Raw genomic sequence first — 25,066 nt, 5'->3', positions numbered from 1 at the left:
ACCCCGTCATAGTTCTCTTTATTTTAAAAACATAAAGTAATTGATTAATTTGTCTAGTTCTTGACTCAATGCCAATACTTTTTCATGTTGAATTCCATAATCCGATACTAAATATAAAAGTTCTTCTTTTTTTATTTCAATTACTTTTTCCAATTTCGCTAATTCCATGTCGTTTTACATCTCTCCAAAAATAAAATATATGTATTTCAGTATAGCCTACTTACATAATTAGTAAAAGTAAAATACGCATGTAAAATCTTACATATTTGAAAAAATAATATACTACTAACAAAAAAGAAACTAGATTAAACTTCCTTTTACAGATTATTGACGTTCATTAAGAATGAATAACATACCGGAATTTTTCTAATGTGATATCTTTATAATTTGGAGCTCTCTGTATATGATTAAAATAACTATATGAGAATTTAAATACATGACCAAAATCCCAATCGAATTCACTATAGTCTTTTATCCAAAATATATTTTCAGTTGGTAAAATATTTGCACGTTTAGATTGAATTAAAGGTAATCGATCTATAGGTGAGTGTAAAGTTATTTCCGTATTCAGCTTGAGCTTTTGGCTAGCTCTTAGTACGTATACTAGTTTTAAAAGCGGACGTATCCCTCGTTGAAATATATCTATATGTCCTAAATCGTACATTATATTAATTGCGTGGGAGTATGTAAGCAAATGCCCAATTAAATCATGATGTGATTCCGCTCGATAAATACTATTAAATTTCGATAACTCATTTAAAATGAACTGAGATACTTGTGTTGGATTACTCAATTCACTTTGTATCTCATCTTCAAAACTTAATTGTTTTACTTCTTTCGTCGTATAACCAATCCACGATCTACCTGGAATTGTTTTTCGAAATGATAAAATAAGAGTAGTAATCCCTTCAATTGCTTGATTATCACCCCATTTTTGTAGCTCTTTCATAGCTAATAAACTTAATGATGCATAAATGACGTTATGCCCCACCCAATAAAGCTCATCAATCGTTTGTTCTAAAGATTTTATAATCATATTCTCCGCAATCTGAAAATCTATTTCTTTTTTATCATCAATCATCTCACCAATTTTTTTCTTGCTTAGCATCATCCTTGTTTGCGAATACATATTACGAGCTGTTTCTTCATCAATATTATTATCTTTCATAAAAAAATAACTAGCAATTGCAGCTGCTCCAAAATGCGCATGCCAAATATCATTTGTTTCTTTTTTACATTGAGAAATAATTGAAAGGCCGCCTTTTAAAATACTTTTGTTTTCCATGTTCTTTCTCCCCTAATAAAAATCACTATATTTTCATCCTAAAGATGGTGTCAGTACAAATAAAATGTGATTCAATTCATCACTTTTATTCAAAAATCGATGCTTCACATTCGGTGGAATACGTACAACATCGCCTTCTTCTAAAAAATATTCTTTTCCCTCCAATTCCACATACACTTCCCCTTTCATAACAACAGCAATTTCTTCCTTATCTTCATGGGAATAATGGCTTTCTGTTGTGTTTGCTTGTTTATTTAAATCCATCATTAGCATTTTAATACGTGCTTTCATAAAATCCGGTGTTAATACATCATATACAATGTGATCATTGTTTTCCCGATATACTTTTTTTCGATCTTTTCTCTTAGAAATGAGCGAATCTGTATCAATATCGTTAATAAAAAGTGTAAACAGCGGTACATTTAATGCTTTTGCAATTAATTCCAAAACATTTAAAGAAGGATTAGCATGTCCTCTTTCAATTTGGCTAATTAACGACGTACTAATCCCTGCATAATCAGCGAATTCACGAATTGTCATATTATTTTTCTTACGATAACTTAATACTGTTTGTCCAAGCCTATCATGTACCATAGTAAAACTTCCTTTCGTCCATCATAATGCATGTTTCGTTGTCTTTGTGCTGACATACTAAACAAAGGCAAATAACCCTTCCCTATTATCTCCGGGACTTATATACTTACCTTTGTACATTATATCGCATTAAGTTTATTATAATAAACATTCTATCGGAGGGACAAACTTTGAAATCACCTATTCTTTCATATTGCATCTTATTTTTTGGTGTATTCGCCTTATCAACTTCAGCTATTTTTGTAAAATTGGCAGATGCTCCTGCGACAATCATTGCTTTTTACCGATTATTCTTTGCCACACTAATTCTGTTACCGTTATTACTATTTAATAAAAATAGTCGAAATGAGCTAAAAAATTTAACGAAAAAACAATGGGTATTCGGATTCATATCTGGGCTATTTTTAGCTGCACATTATGTACTATGGTTTGAATCATTACAATATACTTCTGTAGCAAGCTCTACAGTTATCGTAACGCTACAACCTTTATTCTCAATGATTGGTGGTTATTTTTTATTTAAGGAGAGATTTACGAAAGGAGCAGTTATTGGTTGCCTCATCGCTATTTCAGGTAGTATCATCATTGGCTGGCAAGATTTCCAAATTAGCGGAGAAGCTTTATATGGAGATATTTTAGCATTTATCGCTGCCGGTATCATTACTGCTTATTTTTTCATTAGCCAACACGTTCGTAAAGATTTAGCACTTATACCATATTCGGTAATTAGTTATGGAAGTAGCGCTGGCTTTCTTGGCATATTTGCTTTCACGCAACAAGAATCTTTCATCCATTACTCTACACAAACTTGGTTGTGCTTTATTGGATTAGCTTTCATTGCTACAATTTTAGGACAAACCATTTTTAATTGGTTATTAAAATGGATGAGTGCTACTGTAATTTCAATGAGTATTTTAGGAGAAACAATTGGAACTTGTATACTAGCGTACTTTATATTACATGAGACCATTTCTTTACAACAAGGACTAGGAATTACCGTTATTTTTATTGGTTTAGTATTATTTTTATTACAGCCAAGTTCTAATAAAAAAGCATGACAGTATACTGTCATGCTTTTAACTATTCATTATGTACAATTAAACCATCCGGTCTAAAACGACTCATCATAATTTCATTAATAAACTTTCCATGAGCTTTCAAATTCCCTATCTTTACTCCCTCTTCTACAAATCCAAATTTTTCATATAAAGCTTTTGCTTTTGGATTCGTTTCTAACACACCTAGTTCTACTCTCTCTAACATTAACCAATTATCAGCCAGATCAAGTATCTTCGTAAGAAGTGCTTTCCCAACTCCTTTATTATGATATTCACTGTCTACCCCAATGAATAAATCACCTGAATGAGATCTTCGGCCCTGACTTTGTGTTAAACCTACAAACCCAACAACTTCTCTATCATATTCTGCAACAAATTCAAATTGATTTGGTGCTAAATTTCGAATTCTATTTTCCATAGCGTCTACACGCATGCTAGGTAAGAAAACCATATACGGTAAAACGTCATCTTGTATACATATACGATGAATTGCTCTAGCATCTTGTATTTCTACTGCTCTAACGTTAATCCCCATCTTTCTCTCCTCCATATAAATAAAAATATATTTGTGGTTATTCTAGAAACGTTCATAAATGACCTTCTCATCCGTATTTCTTTATGTCATTTTTACATAATTATTTCGATATAATACTTAACTTCCAAAAAGATTAACAACTATATATATGGATATGGTTACCTTTTCACCTTGTTATATAAATTAAGCAAATTTTCAATCGGAATGCCATTTAGTTTCATACCGACTATATCACAATTTTCTATTTCAATATTTTTCAGATTACTATCACTTATGGTACTACCTTCCAAATCACATTTATTGAATAAAATAGGTTCCTTCTCATCTCCGAGACTTGTATTTTTAAATTGTACTCCACCTAAAGTCACCAAATTAAATTTACTGCCAGAAAGATTTAAATCTGCATATGATGACCATCTAAAATTTATATTTCTAAACTTTGATTGACTTACATTACAATTACTCATATTCATATTCATTATATTGCTACCAACAAATGAACTGTTTTTTAAATTCACTTGATAATACTCTGTATTTGCTAAATTACAGTTTTCGTATTGACTATTTTTCATATCTTTATTTGTAACTACACTCTCTTTGTTTGAGCTTGTTTTTATTCTTTTCACGTAACAATACTCATCTTCCGATTCAAAAATCATTTGGTAACCCATCTTTTTATAAAAGTGATGATTATTAATTTGTCTACTAGATGTTTCGAGATCCCAAATCTTTATGTTTGGATATTCCTTTTCTATTAATTTCATAACATGTGATCCAATTCCTTTTCCTTGATAAACAGGATCTACAAAAATACGGTCAATTCGACCGTACGACTTACCAGAAATCGTAACTATTATCCCTCCGATTATTTCTTTATCCATTACAACTTTGAAAGAATCCAATTCTTCAATGGAATATTCCATCATTTCAACTGAAGAATATCCTGGCGGTTGAATGTTATAATCAATGACATCATCTTGGCCGTATAGCCATTGTTTTGCTTCTGCATCAAATGTTCTTTTCATTATCTCTGTTAACTTTTTAGCATCTAAAATTGTAGCTTTTTCTATAGATATCATTGTTGTTTTCCCCTTCATTATTACAAACCAATAATTTTTGTGAATGCCATAATTATCAATTCACTTTTGTTTTTAATGCTTTTCCCATTATTACATATGGAACATCATTTTTACTTGGATGAAATGGCTCCAATACATTTATCCAATCTAATCTTTCATATAACGAACGTGCTTTTTCATTGTTTATTTGTGTTGTTAAAACACTCGTTCTATTTGAAACCCCTTCTAGTAATCCATTATGTAATTTCGTTCCAAGACCTTCATTTTGATATTGTGGGTGAACTGCTAACTCTACAAATTCAAAACAATCTTGTAACCATTCTTCTACTAACTCTAGATGTAACGCTTCTCTCATTAATTGATTATAGTACTGTCCCTCCATTGAGCGATAACCATAAGTAAAACCAACTACTTCATTTTCATCATTTATTGCTACTATACCTTTAAAACCTGTATATTCTATATGCCTATTCATTCGCTCGATTATTTCATTGAAATTTGTTTTCTCAAATACTTTACAATACAAATTTGCCATATTCCCAATTAGGACCTCATTTTTTTCAATGCTTACGAATTTCACTTTATTCCCCCCTATTAAAACATTTATATCCTTATTTTTTCAAAACTAAGAAAATTAACACTAATCATTCTCTTTACTATTAAACTACAAATCACCCTACATTTTCCACAGTTACTTAGTATTAATGAATAATAAAAAGAGACCATGTAATATAAACATGTTCTCTTCTTTTATTCATTTTCAATTTTATCCCGCTATTTGCCGGGCAGTAAGACCCCCACCTCAAAATTCAGCGAAAGCAAAGAAGTTAGGTGGGGGATCAATTGCCCGTAAAAGCCCGATTGGTGAGGACTGATTAAAGTTTCACTTTATATAATTAAAAATTAGATATTACTTAAGCCAATCGTTGCAAGTATTACTTAACTGCTGTAAATCTTCTATAAATTTACTCGCATCATATCCATCACAAACCGAATGATGTACTTGCAATGAAACTGGTAGCATAACCTTGTTTCCTTCGTTAAAATATTTCCCACAAGTTATAATTGGCAATAGAAAATTTTCATCATTATTAATGTTAAGATTGAATCCAGTAAAACTAGTCCAAGGTATGCTAGAAATCGGAAAGACATTAGGCGGAATATTTTCTTTTGTGAAAAGACCATGAACACTAGCATAGCATCTCATATCGTCTTCATAATTTTTATAGAAAGTGCGGAAATAACTTGAATAATCCGTCCATATACTTGAAAAAGACTTATCATCTTTATGAAAGATTGTATAACTCGGTATCATTTCCTCCCAATAGCCTAAAACTCCTTCATCGTTAAAACATGTTCGAAATTTTTTATGATTATTTACTATTCTAGAAATTAAATATATAAAAACGGGATAAAATTTTATTCCCTTTTGATATACTTCCTCTAATAACATCGTGATATCAACATTCACAGTCATACTAAATGTACATTTCAACTTTAAATAATGCTCAAAATACTGCTCTCTATTCCAATCTTCTCTATCAATTACATGGAACTTCATTCTAATAGCCTCCTAAAATTTTCTTTTTATTTTAGAAGGCTAATTCCCTTGCTTTCACCATAATTGTTCACTCCTAACAGTGTACATTTCACCCTAATTATTTATTTAATTATATAACATATGTAAGAATCAATTCACATATTTCTGGAAATCCATCCACATACTATAGATAAATCAAATGAAATTTGGAGGATACATACATGAATAACAAAAATATGAATAAAAAAGAAAATGTTACTGAAAACACTACATCTATTCAAAATAATAATACTGCAAACCTTACTATCGAAGAACAAGCAATGAACGGCTTATATGGAATGCCCGAAACAACAATTGAAGATGCTGATCACGCTGCAGCTGATGATTTGACTTCAAAAAATTAATTAACTAAATTGAAAAAAGCCAAGGAAAATATCTTTGGCTTTTTTAACTATGCATCCACCTTTTGTATTTCTTCACTCTTTCTTGAAAGTTTACCTGGCCAAAAAGCAAATCGGCCTAAAACTACTGTAATTGCGGGTACAAGTAACGGTCTTACGATAAACGTATCTAGTAATACGCCAATTGCAGTTACAATACCAAATTGAACTAATACTTGAATTGGAAGTGTACCTAACACTGCAAAAGTTCCTGCTAAAATTAAACCAGCCGATGTAATAACACTACCTGTTTGTATTACACCATTTTTTACTGCATCCAAGTGATTTTGTGTCTTTCTGTTTTTCCATATTTCTGAAACCATAAAGATATTATAATCTTCACCTAAAGCAACTAAAAATACGAATGCGTACAACGGTATCGCACCTTGAATGGCCGGCGCACCCATACCGTAATGAAGTAATAGCCATCCTGCTCCTAACGCTGAGAAGAATGATAAAACGACAGTTACAATTAAATAAATCATCGCAACAACCGATCGTAAGTAGACAAGTAATAGTAAAGCGATAATGCTAATCATTACTGGAATAATTACTGATTCATCACGTTCCGTAATTTGCTTTGTATCATATAATGAAGCTGTTTCCCCACCAATCCATAATTGATCTTTAGCATTACTAATCCCAGCATCTTTTAATACTTTTTCTACACTACTTTTCAATTTAGGAATTTGATCTAACGCTTCAATTGAGTATGGATTTTCCGCTAAAGAAACTTCATACATTTGTATTTGCTTATTTTCTTTTCCCTCTTTTGGCTCTTTCACTGTATTTACGAAAGAAAATTTCTCTAGTTCTTGTTTAATAGGAAGCTCTTTTCCTTTCGTATCAACAACAACTTTTACTGGTGCTAGTTCACCAGCTGAGAAATGATCACTAATTAACGTAAACCCTTCACGAGAAGGCATATCCTTTGGAAACGACTCTAGTAAATCATATGTGTATTGAATACGTGGTACGAATGAAGCCAATCCGCCTAATACAAATACAGTTACCATAATTATTGTCCACGGTCTTCGTACTACAATATCTCCAAGTTTTTTACTAAAGGAGCCTTTTGATTTTTCAACTTTTACAGCTCTCTTTTTCTTTCTTGCAAACTCCTCATTCATTGAAGTTGTTCTCGGTATAAACGGGAAAAATGCAATCCTACCGAAAATTAATAATAGTGCTGGTAAAATTGTTAAAGCCGCGATTCCCATTATAAATACAGCAACACTAAATGGTACTGCAAATCGATGAAAGGCACCATAATGAGCAAGTAATAATGTTCCTAATCCAAGTACAACAGTTAACGCACTCATTATAATTGCACCGCCAGAAACTTTAATCGCAAGTTGCAATGCTTTATATTTACTTTCTTCTTCTAACAAGTACTCTCTATATCTCGAAATTAAAAATAGACAATAGTCCGTTCCAGCGCCAAACAATAATACTGTCATAATTGATATCGCTTGGGCATCTACTTTAATCCATCCGTGATCAGCTAAAAAACCGAGTGTAGGACTAATAATACCGTATGCAAAGCCAACAACAAGTATAGGTAAAATTGCTAAAATTGGCGAACGGTAAAGCAAAATTAATAAGACCAAGACTAATAATACAGTAGCCACTAACAATTTCACATCTGCTTGACTAAATAAACTAACTGCATCCGTTTGAATACCTACAGGTCCTGATAATCGAACATGTAAACCAGATTCACTTATTTTTTGTTTAAATGGATCTTCATCCACCTTACTATTCACTATTTTTCTAAACTCTTCAAGATTTCCTTTTAATATATCTGTACCAGCAGATTTATTAAAGAATACCGGTGTAACAAATGATGTAGCATCTTTTGATGCACTTTTTGATAATACTTGCTCTGGGATTGTATCAAATGGTGGTAACGTTGATTGTTCTTTTAAAGGACTAGCTTTTAACTCTTTATAAACATCTTGTATGAGTTTATAATCCTGTGACTGTAATCCACCATCTCTATACCATACTACTAACAACGGATTCCCTGCATTATTCGGAAACTCTTTTTTCATAAGCGCTTCCGCTTGCTGTGACATAGCTGTTTCAGGTAAATTTTTCGGATTCGGTTCTTTCATACTGTTCACTTGTGGTAACGTAAATGAAAGTAATAATGTAATAAGAACCCACACCGATAAAGTGATCCATTGTGTATTTCTCCCTGCTACAAGCCTCCCTAACATATGTAACGGGTGCTTTTTCATAAAAACCCACCTTCCTTTTTTCCTCCATTATTAATTATATATACTGGTCGGTTAATTAATCAAGAATGATTGAAAATTATGTTATAATCATCTCAATCATAAATGTCAGGAGCGAATGTATTTGGAACAAAAACAACGTCCTCTCGGAAGGCCGCGTCAAAATAAAAATACAAAATCTACAAAAGAAACCATTTTAGAAGTGGCAACCCGCTTATTTCTTACGCAAAATTATCAAGTCGTTTCTATGGATGAGGTCGCAAAAGTTTGTGGTGTTACGAAAGCAACTGTCTACTATTACTATTCAACAAAAGCCGATTTATTTACCGCTACTATGATCGAAATGATGGTACGTATACGTGAGAATATGTCTCAAATACTCTCTACAAACAAAACGTTAGAAGAAAGATTATTAGACTTCGCTAAAGTTTACTTACACGCAACGATGGATATTGATATGAAAAATTTTATGAAAGATGCAAAACTGTCGTTATCTGAAGAACAATTGAAAGAATTAAAAAATGCTGAAGATAATATGTATGAAGTACTAGAAAAAGCACTCGATAATGCGATGCACATCGGAGAAATTCCGAAAGGAAACGCTAAATTTGCGGCTCATGCTTTCGTATCTTTATTATCAATTGGGAATTTTAAAGATGAAAATCATAATCCTATTCTTGCAAATATAGATGAATTAGCAGAAGAAATTGTTTCGTTTTATTGGAACGGTCTAGGTCATTCATATTAAATAGATTTCCTTTAATAAAAAAGCATGTTTGAATTTTTTCAAACATGCTTTTTTATCATTTAAGTGTTTTATTTATATATCAACAATTAGACTACACTTTAGCATCCATTATTAAAAAATTATTATCTTTACCTTTTACAAATTTTGAAGCTGAATCTTTATATTCCCCTTACTTAATCCCCCATGGTAACAAACTACAGATTCAATATCTAGATTTAAATACTTCTTCAAAGACTGTCGTGCTTCCATAATATTTATAGTTGTTGGGGCATGAATTCCTCCTAACATCCCATTCACACTATACATAGAGTCTCCTGCAATAAGAATTTTACTTTGTTTCAAATATAAACTAATATGACCCGGAGTATGCCCTGAAGTATGAAGAATTAGTATTCCACCGCAATACGGAAGTTCTTGCCCGTCAATCACAGTATCACTCACTTTTCCTTTTGGTCGGTTCTCTATATTTCCGTCCTTCAATAAAGGTAAATCCCCCTCGATATATGGCTTATCTAGTTCGTGCGCATAAACTTTAATATTACTTCGACAGCGCTGCAACAACTCTGGAAGACTACCTATATGATCAATATCCTGATGCGTCAAAATCACGACTTTTAACTTATCAAATGATACCCCAACCTTTTCCATCTCTACTTGTATATCTTCAATTTGCCCTGGGAAACCCGTATCTATTAATACTGCCATTTCATCATCCCATAAAAGAATTGGATGAATAACAAATTCTTGAAATTCAAGTTGTAACATTTCTATCCCTTTAGCAATCTCCATATAGCCATTCTCCTTTATGTTGAAGTTTGAAAATATGTACGAGTAAACTGAAAATATAAAGTGAAACTTTAATCTGTGGGGTTTTACTACCCGGCAAATAGCGGGATAAAGCACTTCTATCTTATAATATGTTTTGTCATCCCAATAGAGAATGCTTCAAACCCTATAGATTCATAGTAAGATTGCAATTTTTCTACACACATAAGTTGTGGAATAACCTTATTTTGTTCACAGTGCTGGATTAATCGTTCCACTATTTCTTTCCCAATACCAATGGACTGATATTTTGGCAATACACATACACCACAAATAACGCCTGTTATTACTCCATCGGATATAACACGCCCCATCCCAATTAATTGTTCCTCTTTAAATGCATATATTGCATACCAACTTTGTGTACACATTCGTTCTAACTCGTTAACCGTTAATTTAAGAGAATTCCATTCTAAAGATTCGTATAAGGATAATAATCCATTAAAATCTGTAGGATGTTCACTTGTGTAGCGTATACTATTTTCCATGTAAATACTCCCTATTCTCTGGCTTGTTTATATTTCATAAAATTCCCATTACACAAATCTGATCGATGTAAAAATAACTAGAACAAACTTCAATAAGAAAGATAGAATTCCTTCTCAACATAAAATAAAAAGAAGTTATCTCACTTAAGATAACTTCTTTTATATAAGACTCTCATTATATTATCAACCAAAAAATATACAACTGCATACGATTAGCACAAACAAAACTAATAAACCATTCGAGAAATAACCCATTGAAAACTACCCCTTTATTAAATTATGTAAAAGATTTTATCATAAAATGATTTACAACTTAATAACTGAAAAAGACATTGTATTCATTAGTTATATATGTTTAGTAATATTTTATATTCGGTTATATTCTCGTTCCCTAAAACCACTTCTCGCACCTTCATAATTCAGTCCACATAAATTCAAAAAAACAGTTATTAGTAAACGTTAATTTACTATAAATAGTAATTTCAATTGATTTATAGTGAATTTAGTAATAAAATAATAACTAAACTCATAAAGGAATCAAAAACAATGAACCAAAACGAATTATTAAACGAATACATGAATTTATTATTAAATATGTCAGGTACTTTTAAATTACTATCGGAGAAATCCTCAGAATTTACACATTTAGAACAACACGTAGTAGAGTATATCGCCCAGCAAAAGGTGCCTGTAAACTTAAAAATGATTGCTAGTTATTTAAACATCCCTAAACAACAATTAAGTGTAACAGTGCGTAACTTAGAACAAAACGGATACATCATAAAAAAGCAAGATATGGTAGACAAAAGAGCTATATTAATCTCTCTGACAGAAAAAGCTGAAAAAGTACATTATGAGAGATGGAAACAAATATATAATAATTTCACAGTAAACCTCGAAAAGTTATCTGAAGAAGATAGGCGGGATTTAACTTATGGACTATATAAAACAAATACAATGCTCTCAAAAATGTTAAATAACGACTAAATATATTGTTTATTATTAAACGGAGGATGTTTCATGGTTAAAGAATTAGATTTGCAATCTGTACAAGGTACAATGCTTATTCCACTATGGGGAAGAGCATATGGCAGTGAGAAAAATAAGGATATTTTAGATGATATAGAAGCTATTCGAATTATTAAAGAATGTGATTTTGACTTCTCAACAATAGCAAATACATTTGGCGAATACGGATGTATCACATACATTACACGTGCACGAAAAATTGACGATACGATAAAACAATTTATAATAAAACACCCGAATGCTACTATTGTCAACATCGGTTCCGGACTTGACACTACTTTTTCAAGAATCGATAACGGTACAATACACTGGTACAACCTTGATTTGTCTGATGCAATCTCTTTTCGCAAAACTTTAATTGAAGATACCCCTAGAAACATTAGCATTGCTAAATCATTTTTTGATACTTCTTGGTTTGACGATATAAAATATAATCCAAACGACGGAATTCTTTTTATATCAGCAGGTGTGTTTTATTACTTTAAAGAAGAAGATTTAAAAAAGATCGTAGTCGCTATGTCAAAACGTTTCCCTGGAGGAGAATTATATTTTGACGCTGAATCAAAGTTCGCACTGAATCTTTCGAATGCTACTGTAAAGAAATCCGGTAATAACGGTGCTATGATGTATTTTTACGTAAACAATCCAAAATCAATAGAAAAATGGTCCTCTACAATAAAAGTATTAAGCTGTTCCCCTTTTTTTAAAGATATAGCTACAAATAAAGATTGGGATGGTAGTACGCGTATAATGATGAGAATTGTAAACTTAATAAAAATGTTGAAGTTTGTTCATTTACGGTTCAAAAAATAATAAATAAAGAAGAGCTCAATACATTTATACTTAGGTCATAAATGTTAATCTTAATAAAATCAAAGGCAGAAACATAATTGATATGTTCCTGCCTTTTTATTATGAGGTACCGCTACATAGGCATCTGGCTAAGATTTTGAATTACTTCAAAATCAAAAATTTAATCTCACAAGGAATCGCCCTTTTCATTCTATAAACCTATTCGTTTTTACACACCTCTATCCTTGTGCGATTCTAGAATTCTCTTTTGTTATTGGATAGCCGAAAAATTTTATAAAGTGAAACTTTAATCAGTAGGGGTTTTGTTCATCCCCCACTGATTATCAGCCCTCACCAATCGGGTTTTTACGGGCAGCCCGCTCCCCACCTAACTTCTTTGCTTTCGCTGAATTTTCAGGTGGGGGTCTTACTGCCCGTTAATGCGGGATAAAATCTTGCATGCGCTTTACGTGGGAGCTAAAATGTTGAATCTCATCGATTTTCAAATCATGTACACCATCTTGCAACATATATTGAATCACTTACTACTATTTAAATGTATATGTTCTGACCATTAACAGCTTTTACCTTTAAATTCTTTAAACCCTATCCTTTCTTATATGAATAGCTTTCTTATTCGAAAATAGATTTTTAAAAATCCCTACTCCCACAATTAATAAACCTATACCAACTAATTTATTTATTTGTAATGGCATGCTCTCCATTCCAAATAATCCGAATGTATCAATGCATAATGCAACGACCAATTGAGTAATAAGACTAATTAGCACCGTATATGCTGGACCTAAGCTCTTTATTGCACCCATTATACAAATAATTAACCCGATGCCAAACAGTCCACTTACATAAAACAAATAATTTGTAGTATACACTTTAATGTTAATACTGTTTTCTGTAATGATATAAAATAGAATAGAACTAATGAGACCTATTCCAAGGACACATGTAGTTGTTAACCACTGTCCTACATTTTCATTTACTTTTGCATTAAAAACAGATTGTAAGCTAATTAATATTCCTGCTAATATAGCTAAACTAAATCCAATCAAAATCTTCCTCTCCCTTTCATTGCTCATATATATTATCTTTAGCGACTTCCTTCATTCTAGAAAAATCTTTAATTACAATAACTCCATTACTCTTTTCAATTAATTTTTCATTATAAAATCTTTGTAATACCCGAATTACGTGCCTATAACTTACCCCTATAAAATCCGCAATACTCGTTACCGAAGTCGCATCCAAATCCCCTTTGTACATATTCCCGTTACTATCTGTTGAAATTGAAAGTAAATAACTAGCTACACGTACTTCTACAGGATAAAGTAAATTAAGAGCAGTAAAACGAGTCGATATTTTTAACGTGTTCGCAATGTTTTCAAGTAAGAACTTCATAAATATAGGATCATGTAATAACTTGTTTCTAATAACCGTATTAGAAATGGAAATTGCTACAACATCTGAACAAGCTTCAACGACATTATGTGCTTTGCTATTTTGAATTAATTCAATATCACCAACAATTGCGAGTGGATTGATAAAGCGAAGGATTAGTTTCTTCCCTTCAGGTGTAATCGTGTAAACTTTTACTTTACCTTTAACAACAAAATATAAACGATTCATTTCGTCATCTATATTGCAAATAAGCTCGCCTTTTTCAAAGTGATTTAATTGAAAATAAGATGTATCTATTTCTGAAAAAATCTCAAGCGTTTTATTGGTTTTCAAATAATGCGTAATTAAACCTGATCTATCCTCCATATGCATTTCTCCTTTCATTTACATATTAAATACAACAATACCTATAATCATTACTATTGTTCCCACAATATGATATCTCTCCATCTGTATCTTTTTTATATGAAACAGTCCTTTCATTTCAATAACTGTTGCCGTTAACAATTGAGCAACCATTAGTGTGCCAGCTGTCAATGTAACTCCTAGTGAATATATCGACATAGTTTCTGCACAAATAATGAATCCACCAAATGCACCCGCTACTAAATATACTTTTTTTACACTCTTTAAATCTGTTACTTTCTCTTCTTTCTTTAACAAAAATACAGTTGTTGCAATAATGAATCCAATTAAATGGGTTATAATACTCGTCGACCATATACCGATATGTGAACTAAGTTTCGCATTAAAGGTTCCTTGAAGCGTTATAAATATCCCCGCAAAAACAGCAAATAGAATACCTTTCAAAAAATCATCTCCTCATCCTTTATTTCTGACTTAATTAAAAACCATCATCCTATAATGGCAAAAGGACAAATGTCACATCACTATGAAAATAACTTGGAATGAAAAAAAACACACCTCAAAAATGCGAGATGTGTTTTTCGTTATTTATATATAATGTTTTATAAATGAAAATTACGCTACATTAAAAGATTTCTTTTTCATAACAAACTTTGCAAATAAGAAACGTACAAGCGGTCCCATAATAATTAATTGTAATGGATATGCCATTATGAAATTTTTAATAAAAATCGAAAAATAAATTGAAACAAATGAATCTCCTTGTAGTCCACCATGTAAATGCATCATAGCCATACCGAAAAATGACATAAAGAACACCATTCCGATTACCATAGTTGTCGCCATTGCAACGATAATATTTATTTTCTTAGATTTATCAAATGGCAACATGAATACAATTTTTTTCGCACAAGGTCCAACGATACATATTTCAATTAATAGCGCAATAATAAAGCCAATTAATAGTTCTAATGCAATCTCTTTAATATAAATTGATCCTCCTGTTTCATTCATTAGTAAATTGTAAAACGTCATTACGATAACCATTCCAAAGCACATCATCATGCCAAATTGGAAGTTTTCCTTTCTTGTTGTTGGCAAATTTCATCATCCTCTCTCTTTGAGTCTTTGTCATTATATCGACATTGGAAACCCCTTCGTAAGTGAACATTTTGTGAACAAATTTAAAACGTTTTCATATATTTTCTTTACTTTCAACTCAAATTCTCACTTTTACTTATAAAGGTTTTATATATTTCAATGTTGAATTACTAAATTTAACATTGCATTACATTATTACTAGGAGGATAACCATGAATGAAGCAGAATTTTACGCATATCACATCGTAACAAGGAAAAAAATGCATATCGGACAAATGATTCCTTTTAACAAAAATCAACAAAATACTCTATATCACTTCTTTTTTGAAAGAGAACAATTAAATGCTAATGGTGAAGATGGCATACAAATTTTAAATAATCACTATAAAAATGACGAATTACATATAAATAATGAAAATGCTACAGTAGTTATGAGTTATATGGATCAAACAATTAGAGCAGTTAGAGAAACAATTGTAGAAATGGTTAGACTACAAGAATTCCCTGAATACCCTTCCAGGTTATCTTGTTTATACGCTTCAAAAAGCTACGAAGATGCTTTAAAATGGAAAGCATTATTTGATTCTTACAATCGAGAAGTTTTACAGATTGTTAAACTACGAGTAATCGGAAGTTCTTTTGAAGGTGACGGTAATCTTTTACCGAAAGAAGATGGTATTCCTTTTTCTCAAAAAATCCAACAAGCTAGAGAGTATTGGAAAGGAAATATTAGAAATGAGCTTCCTGAGCTACTGATTAATGGAGAAATTGAAGTGGTGGAAATTATTGATGACTTTTCCTCAATTCATATTTAATTTCTAACTAAATTATATAGGATGGAGATTACAATGAAGAAAAAAGTATACTTCAATCATGATGGCGGCGTAGATGATTTAATTTCATTATTTTTATTACTTCAAATGGAAAACGTTGAACTTACCGGTGTATCTGTTATCCCAGCAGACTGCTATTTAGAACCTGCAATGTCTGCAAGTCGTAAAATTATTGATCGCTTCGGCGAAGGTAATATTGCAGTAGCCGCTTCAAACTCTCGTGGGCAAAATCCGTTTCCGAAAGACTGGCGGATGCATGCATTTTATGTAGATGCTTTACCAATTTTAAATGAGGCTGGAAAAGTTGTAACACCTGTAGCAGCAAAGCCTGCACATCACCATTTAATAGAAACGCTTCTACAAACGGAAGGAAAAACAACTTTATTATTTACCGGGCCCCTAACTGACCTTGCTCGTGCATTATATGAAGCTCCCATAATTGAAGATAAAATTGAACGTCTCGTTTGGATGGGTGGTACATTTCTTACAGCAGGCAATGTACATGAACCAGAGCATGATGGAACAGCTGAGTGGAATTCGTTTTGGGACCCTGAAGCAGTAGCTCGTGTATGGGATGCAAAAATTAAAATCGACTTAGTGACACTAGAAAGTACAAACCAAGTTCCGTTAACTATAGACATACGTGAACAGTGGGCAAAAGAGAGAAAGTATATTGGTGTTGATTTCCTTGGTCAATGCTATGCAATGGTCCCCCCTCTCGTTCACTTCTCAACGAACTCTACCTACTATTTATGGGATGTACTAACTACCGCGCTTGTTGGAAACACTAGCCTTGCAAAAACTCAAACAATTAATAGTATCGTTCATACATACGGACCTAGCCAGGGGCGTACAGAGGAAACTGCTGATGGACGACCTGTAAATGTCGTTTATGATGTAAAACGTGATGTATTCTTTGAATATATTACTAAATTAGCTAAAAAAGCTGCTACTTGAAACCTCAATTACACAAAAAAATTTATTAAGAATGATATACTTTAATTAATATAACATGAGGTGATAAGATGGATTATGAGTTACTAAAAGAACGAATAGAAATTATAACTTCTAGAATTAAATACATAGGTGGTGAAGTTCAAGAAGTGTGTATAGATAAACCATCTTCCCTTGAACAAATAATCCAAGTAGAAGAAAAACTGGGTATTAAACTACCAAATAGCTTCAAAAAAGTACTTTTAGAGTTCTCAGGAAATTTTAGCTTACGCTGGTTTTTACCTGACGATGTAGAGCTACCAAATGAATTTACTGATATTTTTTGCGGAACACCCCACTGGAGTCTAGAAAGTCTTTCTGAGTTCGAAAAAGAACGTAAAGACTTGGTTGACGAGGTTTTTTCAAATCTAGATGATGAATATGATGTAGTTTGGCACAACAAATTAGCATTTTGTGAAGTGGGAAATGGAGATTATTTAGCATTTGATATGAAAGATGATATAGATGCTCCGATAATTTATCTAAGCCACGACGATGGAGAAGGACATGGATATAAGATTGCGAATAATTTCATTGAATTCATTGAGAATTGGTCAAGAATAGCTTTTGTAGGATGCGAAGATTGGCAGTGGTTACCTTTCACTACCAGTTTTGAAAGTGGTATAAATCCAGATGATGAGCCAGCTAAAAAATTTAGAAATTGCTTGGAACTTAATATTTAAAAGAGTATTGAATTAAATTTCAATACTCTTTTTGTGAAGTATAATACTTTTTGATTAGAGCTGTGTTTTACAGATTAACCATTTCATAACCATTGACAAAATAAGTTATTGTTTCTAACTCATCTTCATTTAATTCTCTATCTAGTTCTTGTTTATACGCTTCCTTTATCTTCTCTTCATCGCCTTTATGAGCTTCTGTATAAGTTCCTACTGTTTTTAGTAAACGCATTTCTTGTAAAAACTCATCCCGATTTATAGCTGTCCCATGAGAAAGGATATAGGTTTCAGCATCAAATTTCTCTAATTCATCTATCAATTTAAACGTTCTTTTCGTCGTATAGTTCCACTTCGAAGAAAAAATATCTGCATATATACAGTCTCCTAAAAACAATATCTTTTCTTCTTTTATATACATAACAACAGAATCATGTGCATGATCTCCGCCCACATGTTTTAACACGCATGTCACTTCACCTAGATCTAATTCAATTTGATTCTGGAACGTTAAGGTCGGAGGAATAATGTTAATATTTCTCGCTTTTTCTTCAAACTCTTTTTTTATGCAATCCGCACAAAATGCAATTTCAGTACCCTCTTTTACGCGTGCATCCAACGCTTCATCTGTCCATTCATAAGATACTATTGCCTGCATTTCTTTTTTCGTTTCAACGTGCGAAATAGTTAATGCATTATGTAATACAGATAATCCAAAAATATGATCCCAATGCCAATGCGTTAGTGCTACAAAATCAGGATTCGATACATTTTTTTCTTTTAACATTTCTAAAAATAATTGTGCATGTTCTTCTGAATTCCCTGCATCAATCATTAACGTTTTTTCTTGTCCAACGACCATTCCTAAGATAGGCCTATCTGTTTCAGAAACAGGTGTCATATACCAAAATGAGTTTCCTATTTTTTTAATTTGTTGCATAACCAATTCCCCTTTTCATTTTCTCACTTAAATTTAATATATAAATTATAACGAATCACTACTTTTTTCTCTATAATCAAACACAATTACTTGGACTAATCTAACTTTCCTTTTCGTAAGCTAAAAATAAGGTGGAAGAATCGGAGTGTGATACTATGGAACGATTATGGATTCCTATGATAGTTACATTTTTTTCATTTGGTGGCTTATTATTAGGCGGTGCTGTTGGCATTGCTACACGCCAGCTAATTGAAGAAAAAATGCATCGTTTATATGCATTATGTGGCGGTATTTTGCTTGGGCTTTTATCCCTTGAAATTATTCCTGAAACATTTTCAAGCTACGAAATGATTGGGCCTATACTTGGTATAGCCATCGGTATTTTAGTTATGAGCTTATTAGATAACTATTGTCATCATCCAATGATACATAAAAAAGATCAACAAGCATGGCAAACCTTCCTTTTTCTCTCTTTCGCTATATTTATTCATAATATACCAAGTGGATTTGCGTTAGGTACAGCTTTTATAAATCATAATGACTCTGCCATTCCGTTTTTAATAGCAATTGTCGTTCACCATATTCCAGAAGGATTAGCTTTAATTATTCCATTTCTTTTTACAAAACATAAATATATTTCCTTTTTATTAACGACTTTATTACTTTCTCTTATTCTCGGCACTGGCACAGTTTTTGGCATTTTGATGGAAGGAAAAGCTCTTCACCTGCAAGGACTCATTATGGGAAGTGCTATTGGTTCACTTGGATATGTCACAATTCATGAAATGCTTTGGAAAGCTAAGAAACAGCTCTCTTTCCTTACATTTCTAATATGGGCAACTAGTGGTTTTTTACTAATAACAGTGTTCACTTTATTCGCTGGTCATCATTAAAGTTGCTAAAGTGAAACTTTTGTTCCTCCCACACTGATTCTTAGATTACAAATAACCAGATAAATTTTCTTATTTGTATATTTTTCCTTTTTATCCAAAACATAATGTTATCTACCTATTATAAGGAGGAACAATTATGTTTGGAAAAACAGCTGGTGAAGCATTAGTTGATTTATTAATTGACTGGGGAGTAGAACACATATACGGTATGCCTGGAGATTCCATCAATTCTATCATTGAAGCTTTAAGAAAAAAACAAGATAAAATTAAATTCATTCAAGTTCGCCATGAAGAAGCTGGTGCATTAGCAGCGGCTGCCTATGCGAAATTAACAGGAAAACTTGGCGTTTGTATGGCAATTGCAGGACCTGGTGCTATTCATTTATTAAATGGTTTATATGATGCGAAACTCGATAAAGCCCCTGTTCTAGCAATTTCAGGTCAAGTAGAAACCGATTTACTTGGAACGGACTTTTTCCAAGAAGTAAATTTAGAAAGAATGTTTGATGATGTTGCGGTTTATAACCAGCGTATTATGTCAGCAGAGCAACTACCTGCCGTAGTGAATCAAGCAATTCGAATGGCTTATACGAAAAAAGGTGTATCCGTTCTTACAATTCCAGATGATGTCCCGAAATTCGAAGTGAAAAATGGTGCTCGTATTACAAATACTTCTTTTACTTTACCTGAGTTGTTTCCACAAAAAGAAGATTTAGATGGAGCAAAACTCGCAATAAATGAAGCGAAAAAGCCTGTGATTTTAGCAGGAAAAGGAACAAAACATGCGAGAGAATCTTTACTTGCATTGGCAGAACATATTGGTGCTCCAATCGTACTTACATTACCTGCTAAAGGAATTATTCCTGATGAACACCCTCTTTGTATTGGTGGATTAGGATTAATTGGAACGAAACCTTCTTATGAAGCAATGAAGCATGCAGATACTTTAATTATGGTCGGTACTTCTTATCCGTTCACCGGCTTCTTACCTGAAAAAGCAAAAACAATTCATATCGATACAGATCCTGCCCAAATCGGGAAACGTTACGCGACAGATATTGGTTTAGCTGGTGATGCTGATAAAACATTGCGATGGTTAATTGAAAATGTTGAAAAACACACAGACCATTCCTTCTTAGAACATTATCAAGAAATGATGAAAAAGTGGGAAGAAAAATTACACGAGCAAGAAGAAGACTCTTCCATTCCAATTAAACCACAACGCGTTATGCATGCTCTGCAGCAAGTAGCACATGATGATGCAATTCTATCAGTCGATGTCGGAAATGTAACAGTATGGACCGCAAGGCACTTCCGTATGACGAACCAGCAATTTGTCATTTCTAGCTGGCTCGCAACACTTGGTTGCGGTTTACCTGGTGCTCTTGCTGGAAAAATTGCGTTCCCGGATAAACAAGTGTTTGCAGTTTGTGGTGATGGCGGATTTGGAATGACGATGAATGACTTCGTAACAGCTGTAAAATATAAATTACCAATCGTTGTCGTCGTATTAAACAATAATAAAATTGCGATGATTAAATTCGAGCAAGAAGTCATGGGTAACATCGAATTCGAAACAGATTTAACGAACCCTGATTTTGCAAAATATGCAGAGGCGTGTGGAGGTATTGGATACCGTGTTGAGAATTTAGATGAACTACTTCCCGCTTTCGAAAATGCAGTAAAACAAAATAAACCGTGTATTATTGATGTAGTTGTAGATGCTAACGAAGCACCAATGCCAGCAAAAATCACATTTGGTCAAGCCGCTGGTTATACGAAGCATATGATAAAAGAATTATTTGAAGAAGGTAAGATTGATTTACCTCCACTTTAAGCGAAAAAAGATAGCTGAAAACGATTTGTCTTCAGCTATCTTTCTTTACTTTTGTATCTCCCTATAAAAAGAAAAGTCATTCATAGTTGGTTGTACTTGTTTCTCTACTTGCACTTCTCTACCTTCCCGCTCTGGCCTTCTCACATTTCCTAGCTTAATCGCATCTTGCATGCTATTACTAATAAGGTTTCCAGCTAAAATTGTCATACTATAAAAAGCAATCGGTATAAGTACAATCCATGTATGAGTAGTTAAGTGGCGGAAGTTTTGACCAACTAGGCCGGTCCATTCTTTTGTTACACTATCTGGATCCATTCCACTGAAGGTTATTGTTCCACCAAAGAATAATTGCAACAAACCAAGGTGTAAAAGAAGTAATAAAGTACTCACAAATTGTTGTGCTACTAATAAAAGAAATGATGGCAACATATGAGGCCATATATGGCGCTTTAACCTTTGCCACTTACTCCCGCCAAGCACAGTGGCTGCCAACATAAATTCTTCTTTCTTAATACGTTTAACTTCTTGCGCTACATACAACATAACCGTTGGTGCAGCAAGACATACAAGAACTATAATTTGAAATGCCACACGCAAATATAACGGCACAACTTCTGCTCCACTATCAAACGTTAATACTTCATTTAACATAAAATAAGAAATCATAACCATCGGTACAATACTAAAAGGATCAAAAAAGGATGAAATAACTGGGAATGATCGTTTACCATACATACCAAGAAGTAACCCAATCCCTCCTCCAACTATAACTCGTAAAGTTGCTATAATTATACTCGCTCCAACTGTCCATTTCGCGCCTTCTATTATTAATTGGACAAGGTCACGGCCTTTCGTATCACTTCCGAACCAAAATTTACTTGATGGCGAAAATGGCGCAGCCTCTAGTTCTCCTTTTTCGTTATACATCATCGTAAGTTCACGAATATTCCCATCGAAAAATAACGTATATCCAATACTAATAATCATTAGTACACTCAGAAAAGTAACACCTATCCAAAATCTCACATCTCTTTTTACAACTTGCCACATGTTACACACGCTCCCTTATAACATTTTGTAAAAGCGTATGTAATATACGAAATAGTATAAAAAGCGGTACGTATAATATTACTAGACTCACTGTAAATATTTCTAATTTAGAATTTTCTTTTACAAAAACAAACATACCATATGTATTAAATATCCATTCAATAATATATAAATTAGAAAGCATAAATAAAATATTTGTTTTCGCGTAATAAATTGTCGTTAATAAAACATTTCTTGAAATATGATGTGTCAAAATATGCCGTAAGCTTAGCCCTTTACTCTTGGCAAACAAACTATAATCTTTCTCTAATTCTTCTTTAAACCGTAATAAAAACAGTTTAATAAACAATAATGTTGTTGGTATTGTAAGACATATAATTGGTAACAAACGTATCCTTTCTTCCCCTAATCCAGCCAGTTTGACCGGCATAAATCCTGTTTTTTGAAACATAATTACAACAAGAAGTTGTGATAATAAAATAAGTAATATATCCGGTATACTCTCTAACGTAAGAAAAACTCCATTCCACATTTTTTGCTTCATATGAGAACGCTGCAATACCCAAACAACAAGTACATACGCTATAAGCAAAGATAGTAAAAAAGCTGATAGAAATACAATCATAGTTTCACTATAATGAATCCATATTTGCGGAAATAATTTCCTCGAGTCTCGAAATCCAAATGTAATTTCCCATGGTCGGAGTAACTTTCCTCCAATAAACACAATCGTGTTCCAAAAACCGATTAAATCAATTTGCAATCCCTTAAATAATCGAGGGAGCGCACCTAAACAGATTATACATAGAATTGCAGCTAATAATTGTAAACAAGTAATCCAACACCACTTAGCAGTTCGCATGAACATAACTATTACCCCTTACCATTCGATAGAATATCTAGAAACAAAAAGAGCTAAATATGTCACATCTCTTTAGCTACAACATGTACTCGCTTTTGCCCACTAGGTAAAATAGCTTGGTATAAACACGTAACAAAAAATAATAAACCAAATAAAATAATATACAAAGTATCCGCCTCAATCCATTTCGGGAATAACATAGCTATCGCTCCAAGAGATAACAATTGAAACCCTGTCGTTAATGGACTTAGCAAACTTTGAACACGCCCCATAAACGATTCTTCTACGATATCATACATCCAACCTGATATTGCAACATTAATAAACGGTAAAAAGAATGTCGCTAAAGCGATACATACATAAAAAGACCATACGTAATTTACAAAGTAACACATACCAAAGAAGACTCCTGAGCCTGCCATACCAAAAACTATAATAGATTTTGGCGCATATTTCTTACCTATACTCGTTGCTACTATGCTTCCAATTAGTAATGAAATCCCTCCAACTACACCGCCCACCATCGCTAAACTTTCATACGTTTCTGGAGCTAGTTTGTATTTTAATATGTAAGTAGTGGATACACTTAAAACACCATTTAATAATCCAAATACGATAAATCCTAAAAGTAATTTTTTTAAAGTTTCATTTTGGTATATATACCTAATCCCTTCTTTAAACTCTGTTATTAACATCTTCAAATTAACTTCTTTCCATTTTGTTCTACCATTTGGTAAACGAACTTTTTCTGGAATGGAGATCGTTTGAATCAAAATACCACTCATAATAAAAGTGAGCGTATTTACTAAAATGCTCCCGTAAATTCCAAAAGTCCAGTACACCATCGTTGCAATTCCTACACCAAACAAAGCATACAAACTATTTACCATTTGATTAATACCCGCTGCTGCACCGTATTGGTCTGATTCAACTACTCCCTGTATCATCGACTGTTCTGACGGAGAGAAAAATTGTATACATGCATTTTCCAAAAATAAAAATATAAAGACGAGTATAATCATCCCGTAATAAAGCGAAATTAGAATTCCGATATTACAAAGCGAACAACATATGTTACTTACCGTACAAATACGCTGTCTATCAAAACGATCCACTACCGTCCCTACTAATAGAAAAAAGATTAATGCAGGTAATGCCATCATAATTTGTGTCATCGTTGCGTAAACTGGTTGTTTTCCGTATTGGTCTAACAAATAAAACATTAAAGAAACTCCAGCAATCATAGAACCGAGTCGTTCTAAAATATTCGCTAGAAAAAAACGTGCATACACTTTGTTGCGAAATAACTGTAGCATTTCTTTCATACTTCGTATCCTTTCTCTCGACAAAATAGTATTGCTTTAGTCATTTCTTGGAAGTTACATTATATTTTTCGACCATTATCCAATCTTTTCCTTCTTTATAAAAAACATAAAAAAAGAGCC

28 protein-coding genes are annotated in these 25,066 nt (G+C 32.6%); 10 read left to right on the top strand and 18 right to left on the bottom strand.

The window, feature by feature from the left end:
* Positions 1-18: 18 nt before the first annotated feature.
* The 3 genes from AC241_RS11810 to AC241_RS11800 form a co-directional block, all read right to left on the bottom strand.
* Positions 19-168 carry an aspartyl-phosphate phosphatase Spo0E family protein gene (locus tag AC241_RS11810; protein WP_000417698.1) on the bottom strand — a complete coding sequence of 50 codons (150 nt, stop codon included), beginning with the start codon at positions 166-168 and terminating at the stop codon, positions 19-21.
* Between the two features lie 169 nt (positions 169-337).
* The gene (locus tag AC241_RS11805) at positions 338-1,285 is read right to left on the bottom strand and encodes a hypothetical protein (RefSeq protein WP_050843550.1); all 948 of its coding nucleotides are present in this window, start codon (positions 1,283-1,285) and stop codon (positions 338-340) included.
* Between the two features lie 33 nt (positions 1,286-1,318).
* A complete protein-coding gene (locus AC241_RS11800; protein WP_050843548.1) occupies positions 1,319-1,879 on the bottom strand; it encodes a helix-turn-helix domain-containing protein in 561 nt (186 codons plus the stop codon).
* 170 nt (positions 1,880-2,049) lie between these two features.
* Here AC241_RS11800 and AC241_RS11795 point away from each other — a divergent pair, with 170 nt between their 5' ends.
* On the top strand, positions 2,050-2,937 hold the full coding sequence (locus AC241_RS11795; RefSeq protein ID WP_043938717.1) for a DMT family transporter: 888 nt from the start codon (positions 2,050-2,052) through the stop codon (positions 2,935-2,937).
* Positions 2,938-2,959: 22 nt separating this feature from the next.
* On the opposite strand, the gene AC241_RS11790 is transcribed toward AC241_RS11795, so the two are convergent.
* The 4 genes from AC241_RS11790 to catA all read right to left on the bottom strand — a co-directional run bounded on the left by AC241_RS11790 (position 2,960) and on the right by catA (position 6,112).
* Positions 2,960-3,472, bottom strand: coding sequence for a GNAT family N-acetyltransferase (locus tag AC241_RS11790; RefSeq protein ID WP_050843546.1), 513 nt, complete (start codon positions 3,470-3,472; stop codon positions 2,960-2,962).
* A gap of 158 nt (positions 3,473-3,630) precedes the next feature.
* Complete coding sequence (locus tag AC241_RS11785) at positions 3,631-4,569, bottom strand: GNAT family N-acetyltransferase (RefSeq protein WP_050843545.1); 939 nt, start codon at positions 4,567-4,569, stop codon at positions 3,631-3,633.
* A gap of 37 nt (positions 4,570-4,606) precedes the next feature.
* Entirely contained in the window at positions 4,607-5,131 is a 525-nt protein-coding gene (locus AC241_RS11780) for a GNAT family N-acetyltransferase (RefSeq protein WP_050843543.1), read from the bottom strand.
* Positions 5,132-5,461: 330 nt separating this feature from the next.
* The gene (gene catA, locus AC241_RS11775; protein WP_016081684.1) at positions 5,462-6,112 is read right to left on the bottom strand and encodes a type A chloramphenicol O-acetyltransferase; all 651 of its coding nucleotides are present in this window, start codon (positions 6,110-6,112) and stop codon (positions 5,462-5,464) included.
* A 200-nt stretch (positions 6,113-6,312) separates the two neighbouring features.
* Here catA and AC241_RS11770 point away from each other — a divergent pair, with 200 nt between their 5' ends.
* Positions 6,313-6,495: a DUF4021 domain-containing protein gene (locus tag AC241_RS11770; RefSeq protein WP_001060657.1), complete on the top strand. Its 183-nt coding sequence runs from the start codon at positions 6,313-6,315 to the stop codon at positions 6,493-6,495.
* A gap of 47 nt (positions 6,496-6,542) precedes the next feature.
* Here the strand turns inward: AC241_RS11770 and AC241_RS11765 are convergent, their stop codons facing one another.
* The gene (locus AC241_RS11765; protein ID WP_050843541.1) at positions 6,543-8,774 is read right to left on the bottom strand and encodes an MMPL family transporter; all 2,232 of its coding nucleotides are present in this window, start codon (positions 8,772-8,774) and stop codon (positions 6,543-6,545) included.
* Between the two features lie 121 nt (positions 8,775-8,895).
* Here AC241_RS11765 and AC241_RS11760 point away from each other — a divergent pair, with 121 nt between their 5' ends.
* Positions 8,896-9,519: a TetR/AcrR family transcriptional regulator gene (locus AC241_RS11760; protein WP_050843539.1), complete on the top strand. Its 624-nt coding sequence runs from the start codon at positions 8,896-8,898 to the stop codon at positions 9,517-9,519.
* A 135-nt stretch (positions 9,520-9,654) separates the two neighbouring features.
* Here the strand turns inward: AC241_RS11760 and AC241_RS11755 are convergent, their stop codons facing one another.
* Positions 9,655-10,308 (bottom strand): MBL fold metallo-hydrolase, encoded by a 654-nt coding sequence (locus AC241_RS11755; RefSeq protein ID WP_029442269.1) that lies wholly within the window; start codon positions 10,306-10,308, stop codon positions 9,655-9,657.
* 116 nt (positions 10,309-10,424) lie between these two features.
* Positions 10,425-10,832 carry a GNAT family N-acetyltransferase gene (locus tag AC241_RS11750; protein ID WP_048564081.1) on the bottom strand — a complete coding sequence of 136 codons (408 nt, stop codon included), beginning with the start codon at positions 10,830-10,832 and terminating at the stop codon, positions 10,425-10,427.
* 546 nt (positions 10,833-11,378) lie between these two features.
* On the opposite strand from AC241_RS11750, the gene AC241_RS11745 reads away from it, so the two are divergent.
* Entirely contained in the window at positions 11,379-11,819 is a 441-nt protein-coding gene (locus AC241_RS11745) for a MarR family winged helix-turn-helix transcriptional regulator (protein ID WP_016081689.1), read from the top strand.
* 33 nt (positions 11,820-11,852) lie between these two features.
* On the top strand, positions 11,853-12,674 hold the full coding sequence (locus AC241_RS11740) for a class I SAM-dependent methyltransferase (protein WP_048564083.1): 822 nt from the start codon (positions 11,853-11,855) through the stop codon (positions 12,672-12,674).
* Between the two features lie 578 nt (positions 12,675-13,252).
* Here AC241_RS11740 and AC241_RS11735 read toward each other — a convergent pair.
* From AC241_RS11735 to AC241_RS11720, 4 genes are all read right to left on the bottom strand, one after another.
* A complete protein-coding gene (locus AC241_RS11735) occupies positions 13,253-13,723 on the bottom strand; it encodes a DMT family transporter (protein WP_043938700.1) in 471 nt (156 codons plus the stop codon).
* A gap of 16 nt (positions 13,724-13,739) precedes the next feature.
* Complete coding sequence (locus AC241_RS11730) at positions 13,740-14,435, bottom strand: Crp/Fnr family transcriptional regulator (protein WP_029442267.1); 696 nt, start codon at positions 14,433-14,435, stop codon at positions 13,740-13,742.
* An 18-nt stretch (positions 14,436-14,453) separates the two neighbouring features.
* The gene (locus AC241_RS11725; RefSeq protein ID WP_050843495.1) at positions 14,454-14,879 is read right to left on the bottom strand and encodes a DMT family transporter; all 426 of its coding nucleotides are present in this window, start codon (positions 14,877-14,879) and stop codon (positions 14,454-14,456) included.
* A 171-nt stretch (positions 14,880-15,050) separates the two neighbouring features.
* On the bottom strand, positions 15,051-15,536 hold the full coding sequence (locus AC241_RS11720) for a DUF2798 domain-containing protein (protein ID WP_043938698.1): 486 nt from the start codon (positions 15,534-15,536) through the stop codon (positions 15,051-15,053).
* 212 nt (positions 15,537-15,748) lie between these two features.
* Here AC241_RS11720 and AC241_RS11715 point away from each other — a divergent pair, with 212 nt between their 5' ends.
* The 3 genes from AC241_RS11715 (at position 15,749) to AC241_RS11705 (ending at position 18,045) form a co-directional block, all read left to right on the top strand.
* A complete protein-coding gene (locus AC241_RS11715) occupies positions 15,749-16,351 on the top strand; it encodes a DUF2441 domain-containing protein (RefSeq protein ID WP_029442265.1) in 603 nt (200 codons plus the stop codon).
* Between the two features lie 21 nt (positions 16,352-16,372).
* Positions 16,373-17,326, top strand: coding sequence for a nucleoside hydrolase (locus AC241_RS11710; protein WP_080990774.1), 954 nt, complete (start codon positions 16,373-16,375; stop codon positions 17,324-17,326).
* A 68-nt stretch (positions 17,327-17,394) separates the two neighbouring features.
* Positions 17,395-18,045, top strand: coding sequence for an SMI1/KNR4 family protein (locus AC241_RS11705; protein ID WP_048564087.1), 651 nt, complete (start codon positions 17,395-17,397; stop codon positions 18,043-18,045).
* A gap of 67 nt (positions 18,046-18,112) precedes the next feature.
* Here the strand turns inward: AC241_RS11705 and AC241_RS11700 are convergent, their stop codons facing one another.
* Positions 18,113-18,979, bottom strand: coding sequence for an MBL fold metallo-hydrolase (locus AC241_RS11700; protein ID WP_050843491.1), 867 nt, complete (start codon positions 18,977-18,979; stop codon positions 18,113-18,115).
* 155 nt (positions 18,980-19,134) lie between these two features.
* Between AC241_RS11700 and AC241_RS11695 the strand changes: the two genes are divergently transcribed.
* Positions 19,135-19,872 carry a ZIP family metal transporter gene (locus AC241_RS11695; RefSeq protein WP_050843489.1) on the top strand — a complete coding sequence of 246 codons (738 nt, stop codon included), beginning with the start codon at positions 19,135-19,137 and terminating at the stop codon, positions 19,870-19,872.
* Between the two features lie 136 nt (positions 19,873-20,008).
* A complete protein-coding gene (locus AC241_RS11690; RefSeq protein ID WP_050843487.1) occupies positions 20,009-21,709 on the top strand; it encodes a pyruvate oxidase in 1,701 nt (566 codons plus the stop codon).
* Between the two features lie 45 nt (positions 21,710-21,754).
* On the opposite strand, the gene AC241_RS11685 is transcribed toward AC241_RS11690, so the two are convergent.
* Genes AC241_RS11685 through AC241_RS11675 form a run of 3 tightly spaced genes read right to left on the bottom strand, consistent with a single transcriptional unit; the run spans position 21,755 to position 24,955 of the window.
* On the bottom strand, positions 21,755-22,759 hold the full coding sequence (locus tag AC241_RS11685; protein WP_050843485.1) for an ABC transporter permease subunit: 1,005 nt from the start codon (positions 22,757-22,759) through the stop codon (positions 21,755-21,757).
* Between the two features lies 1 nt (position 22,760).
* Positions 22,761-23,627, bottom strand: a complete 867-nt coding sequence (locus tag AC241_RS11680) for an ABC transporter permease subunit (protein ID WP_050843482.1) — start codon at positions 23,625-23,627, stop codon at positions 22,761-22,763.
* Positions 23,628-23,683: 56 nt separating this feature from the next.
* Positions 23,684-24,955 (bottom strand): MFS transporter, encoded by a 1,272-nt coding sequence (locus tag AC241_RS11675; RefSeq protein ID WP_255287565.1) that lies wholly within the window; start codon positions 24,953-24,955, stop codon positions 23,684-23,686.
* Positions 24,956-25,066 lie beyond the last annotated feature (111 nt).

The organism is Bacillus thuringiensis (assembly GCF_001182785.1).
GTDB lineage: Bacteria > Bacillota > Bacilli > Bacillales > Bacillaceae_G > Bacillus_A > Bacillus_A thuringiensis_S.
Note: the sequence above shows the minus strand (reverse complement) of the source record. Positions and strands in the feature narration are given on the sequence as shown.

What these genes read in the sequence shown, in the direction of transcription:
- AC241_RS11690 (WP_050843487.1), top strand. Translation starts at nt 20,009, where the DNA reads ATGTTTGGAAAAACAGCTGGTGAAGCATTAGTTGATTTATTAATTGAC.
- AC241_RS11755 (WP_029442269.1), bottom strand. Translation starts at nt 10,308, where the DNA reads ATGGAGATTGCTAAAGGGATAGAAATGTTACAACTTGAATTTCAAGAA.
- AC241_RS11810 (WP_000417698.1), bottom strand. Translation starts at nt 168, where the DNA reads ATGGAATTAGCGAAATTGGAAAAAGTAATTGAAATAAAAAAAGAAGAA.
- AC241_RS11710 (WP_080990774.1), top strand. Translation starts at nt 16,373, where the DNA reads ATGGAGATTACAATGAAGAAAAAAGTATACTTCAATCATGATGGCGGC.
- AC241_RS11740 (WP_048564083.1), top strand. Translation starts at nt 11,853, where the DNA reads ATGGTTAAAGAATTAGATTTGCAATCTGTACAAGGTACAATGCTTATT.
- AC241_RS11700 (WP_050843491.1), bottom strand. Translation starts at nt 18,979, where the DNA reads ATGCAACAAATTAAAAAAATAGGAAACTCATTTTGGTATATGACACCT.
- AC241_RS11715 (WP_029442265.1), top strand. Translation starts at nt 15,749, where the DNA reads ATGAATGAAGCAGAATTTTACGCATATCACATCGTAACAAGGAAAAAA.
- AC241_RS11805 (WP_050843550.1), bottom strand. Translation starts at nt 1,285, where the DNA reads ATGGAAAACAAAAGTATTTTAAAAGGCGGCCTTTCAATTATTTCTCAA.
- AC241_RS11745 (WP_016081689.1), top strand. Translation starts at nt 11,379, where the DNA reads ATGAACCAAAACGAATTATTAAACGAATACATGAATTTATTATTAAAT.
- AC241_RS11695 (WP_050843489.1), top strand. Translation starts at nt 19,135, where the DNA reads ATGGAACGATTATGGATTCCTATGATAGTTACATTTTTTTCATTTGGT.
- AC241_RS11705 (WP_048564087.1), top strand. Translation starts at nt 17,395, where the DNA reads ATGGATTATGAGTTACTAAAAGAACGAATAGAAATTATAACTTCTAGA.
- AC241_RS11790 (WP_050843546.1), bottom strand. Translation starts at nt 3,472, where the DNA reads ATGGGGATTAACGTTAGAGCAGTAGAAATACAAGATGCTAGAGCAATT.
- AC241_RS11730 (WP_029442267.1), bottom strand. Translation starts at nt 14,435, where the DNA reads ATGGAGGATAGATCAGGTTTAATTACGCATTATTTGAAAACCAATAAA.
- AC241_RS11800 (WP_050843548.1), bottom strand. Translation starts at nt 1,879, where the DNA reads ATGGTACATGATAGGCTTGGACAAACAGTATTAAGTTATCGTAAGAAA.
- AC241_RS11750 (WP_048564081.1), bottom strand. Translation starts at nt 10,832, where the DNA reads ATGGAAAATAGTATACGCTACACAAGTGAACATCCTACAGATTTTAAT.
- AC241_RS11770 (WP_001060657.1), top strand. Translation starts at nt 6,313, where the DNA reads ATGAATAACAAAAATATGAATAAAAAAGAAAATGTTACTGAAAACACT.
- AC241_RS11680 (WP_050843482.1), bottom strand. Translation starts at nt 23,627, where the DNA reads ATGTTCATGCGAACTGCTAAGTGGTGTTGGATTACTTGTTTACAATTA.
- catA (WP_016081684.1), bottom strand. Translation starts at nt 6,112, where the DNA reads ATGAAGTTCCATGTAATTGATAGAGAAGATTGGAATAGAGAGCAGTAT.
- AC241_RS11765 (WP_050843541.1), bottom strand. Translation starts at nt 8,774, where the DNA reads ATGAAAAAGCACCCGTTACATATGTTAGGGAGGCTTGTAGCAGGGAGA.
- AC241_RS11685 (WP_050843485.1), bottom strand. Translation starts at nt 22,759, where the DNA reads ATGTGGCAAGTTGTAAAAAGAGATGTGAGATTTTGGATAGGTGTTACT.
- AC241_RS11785 (WP_050843545.1), bottom strand. Translation starts at nt 4,569, where the DNA reads ATGAAGGGGAAAACAACAATGATATCTATAGAAAAAGCTACAATTTTA.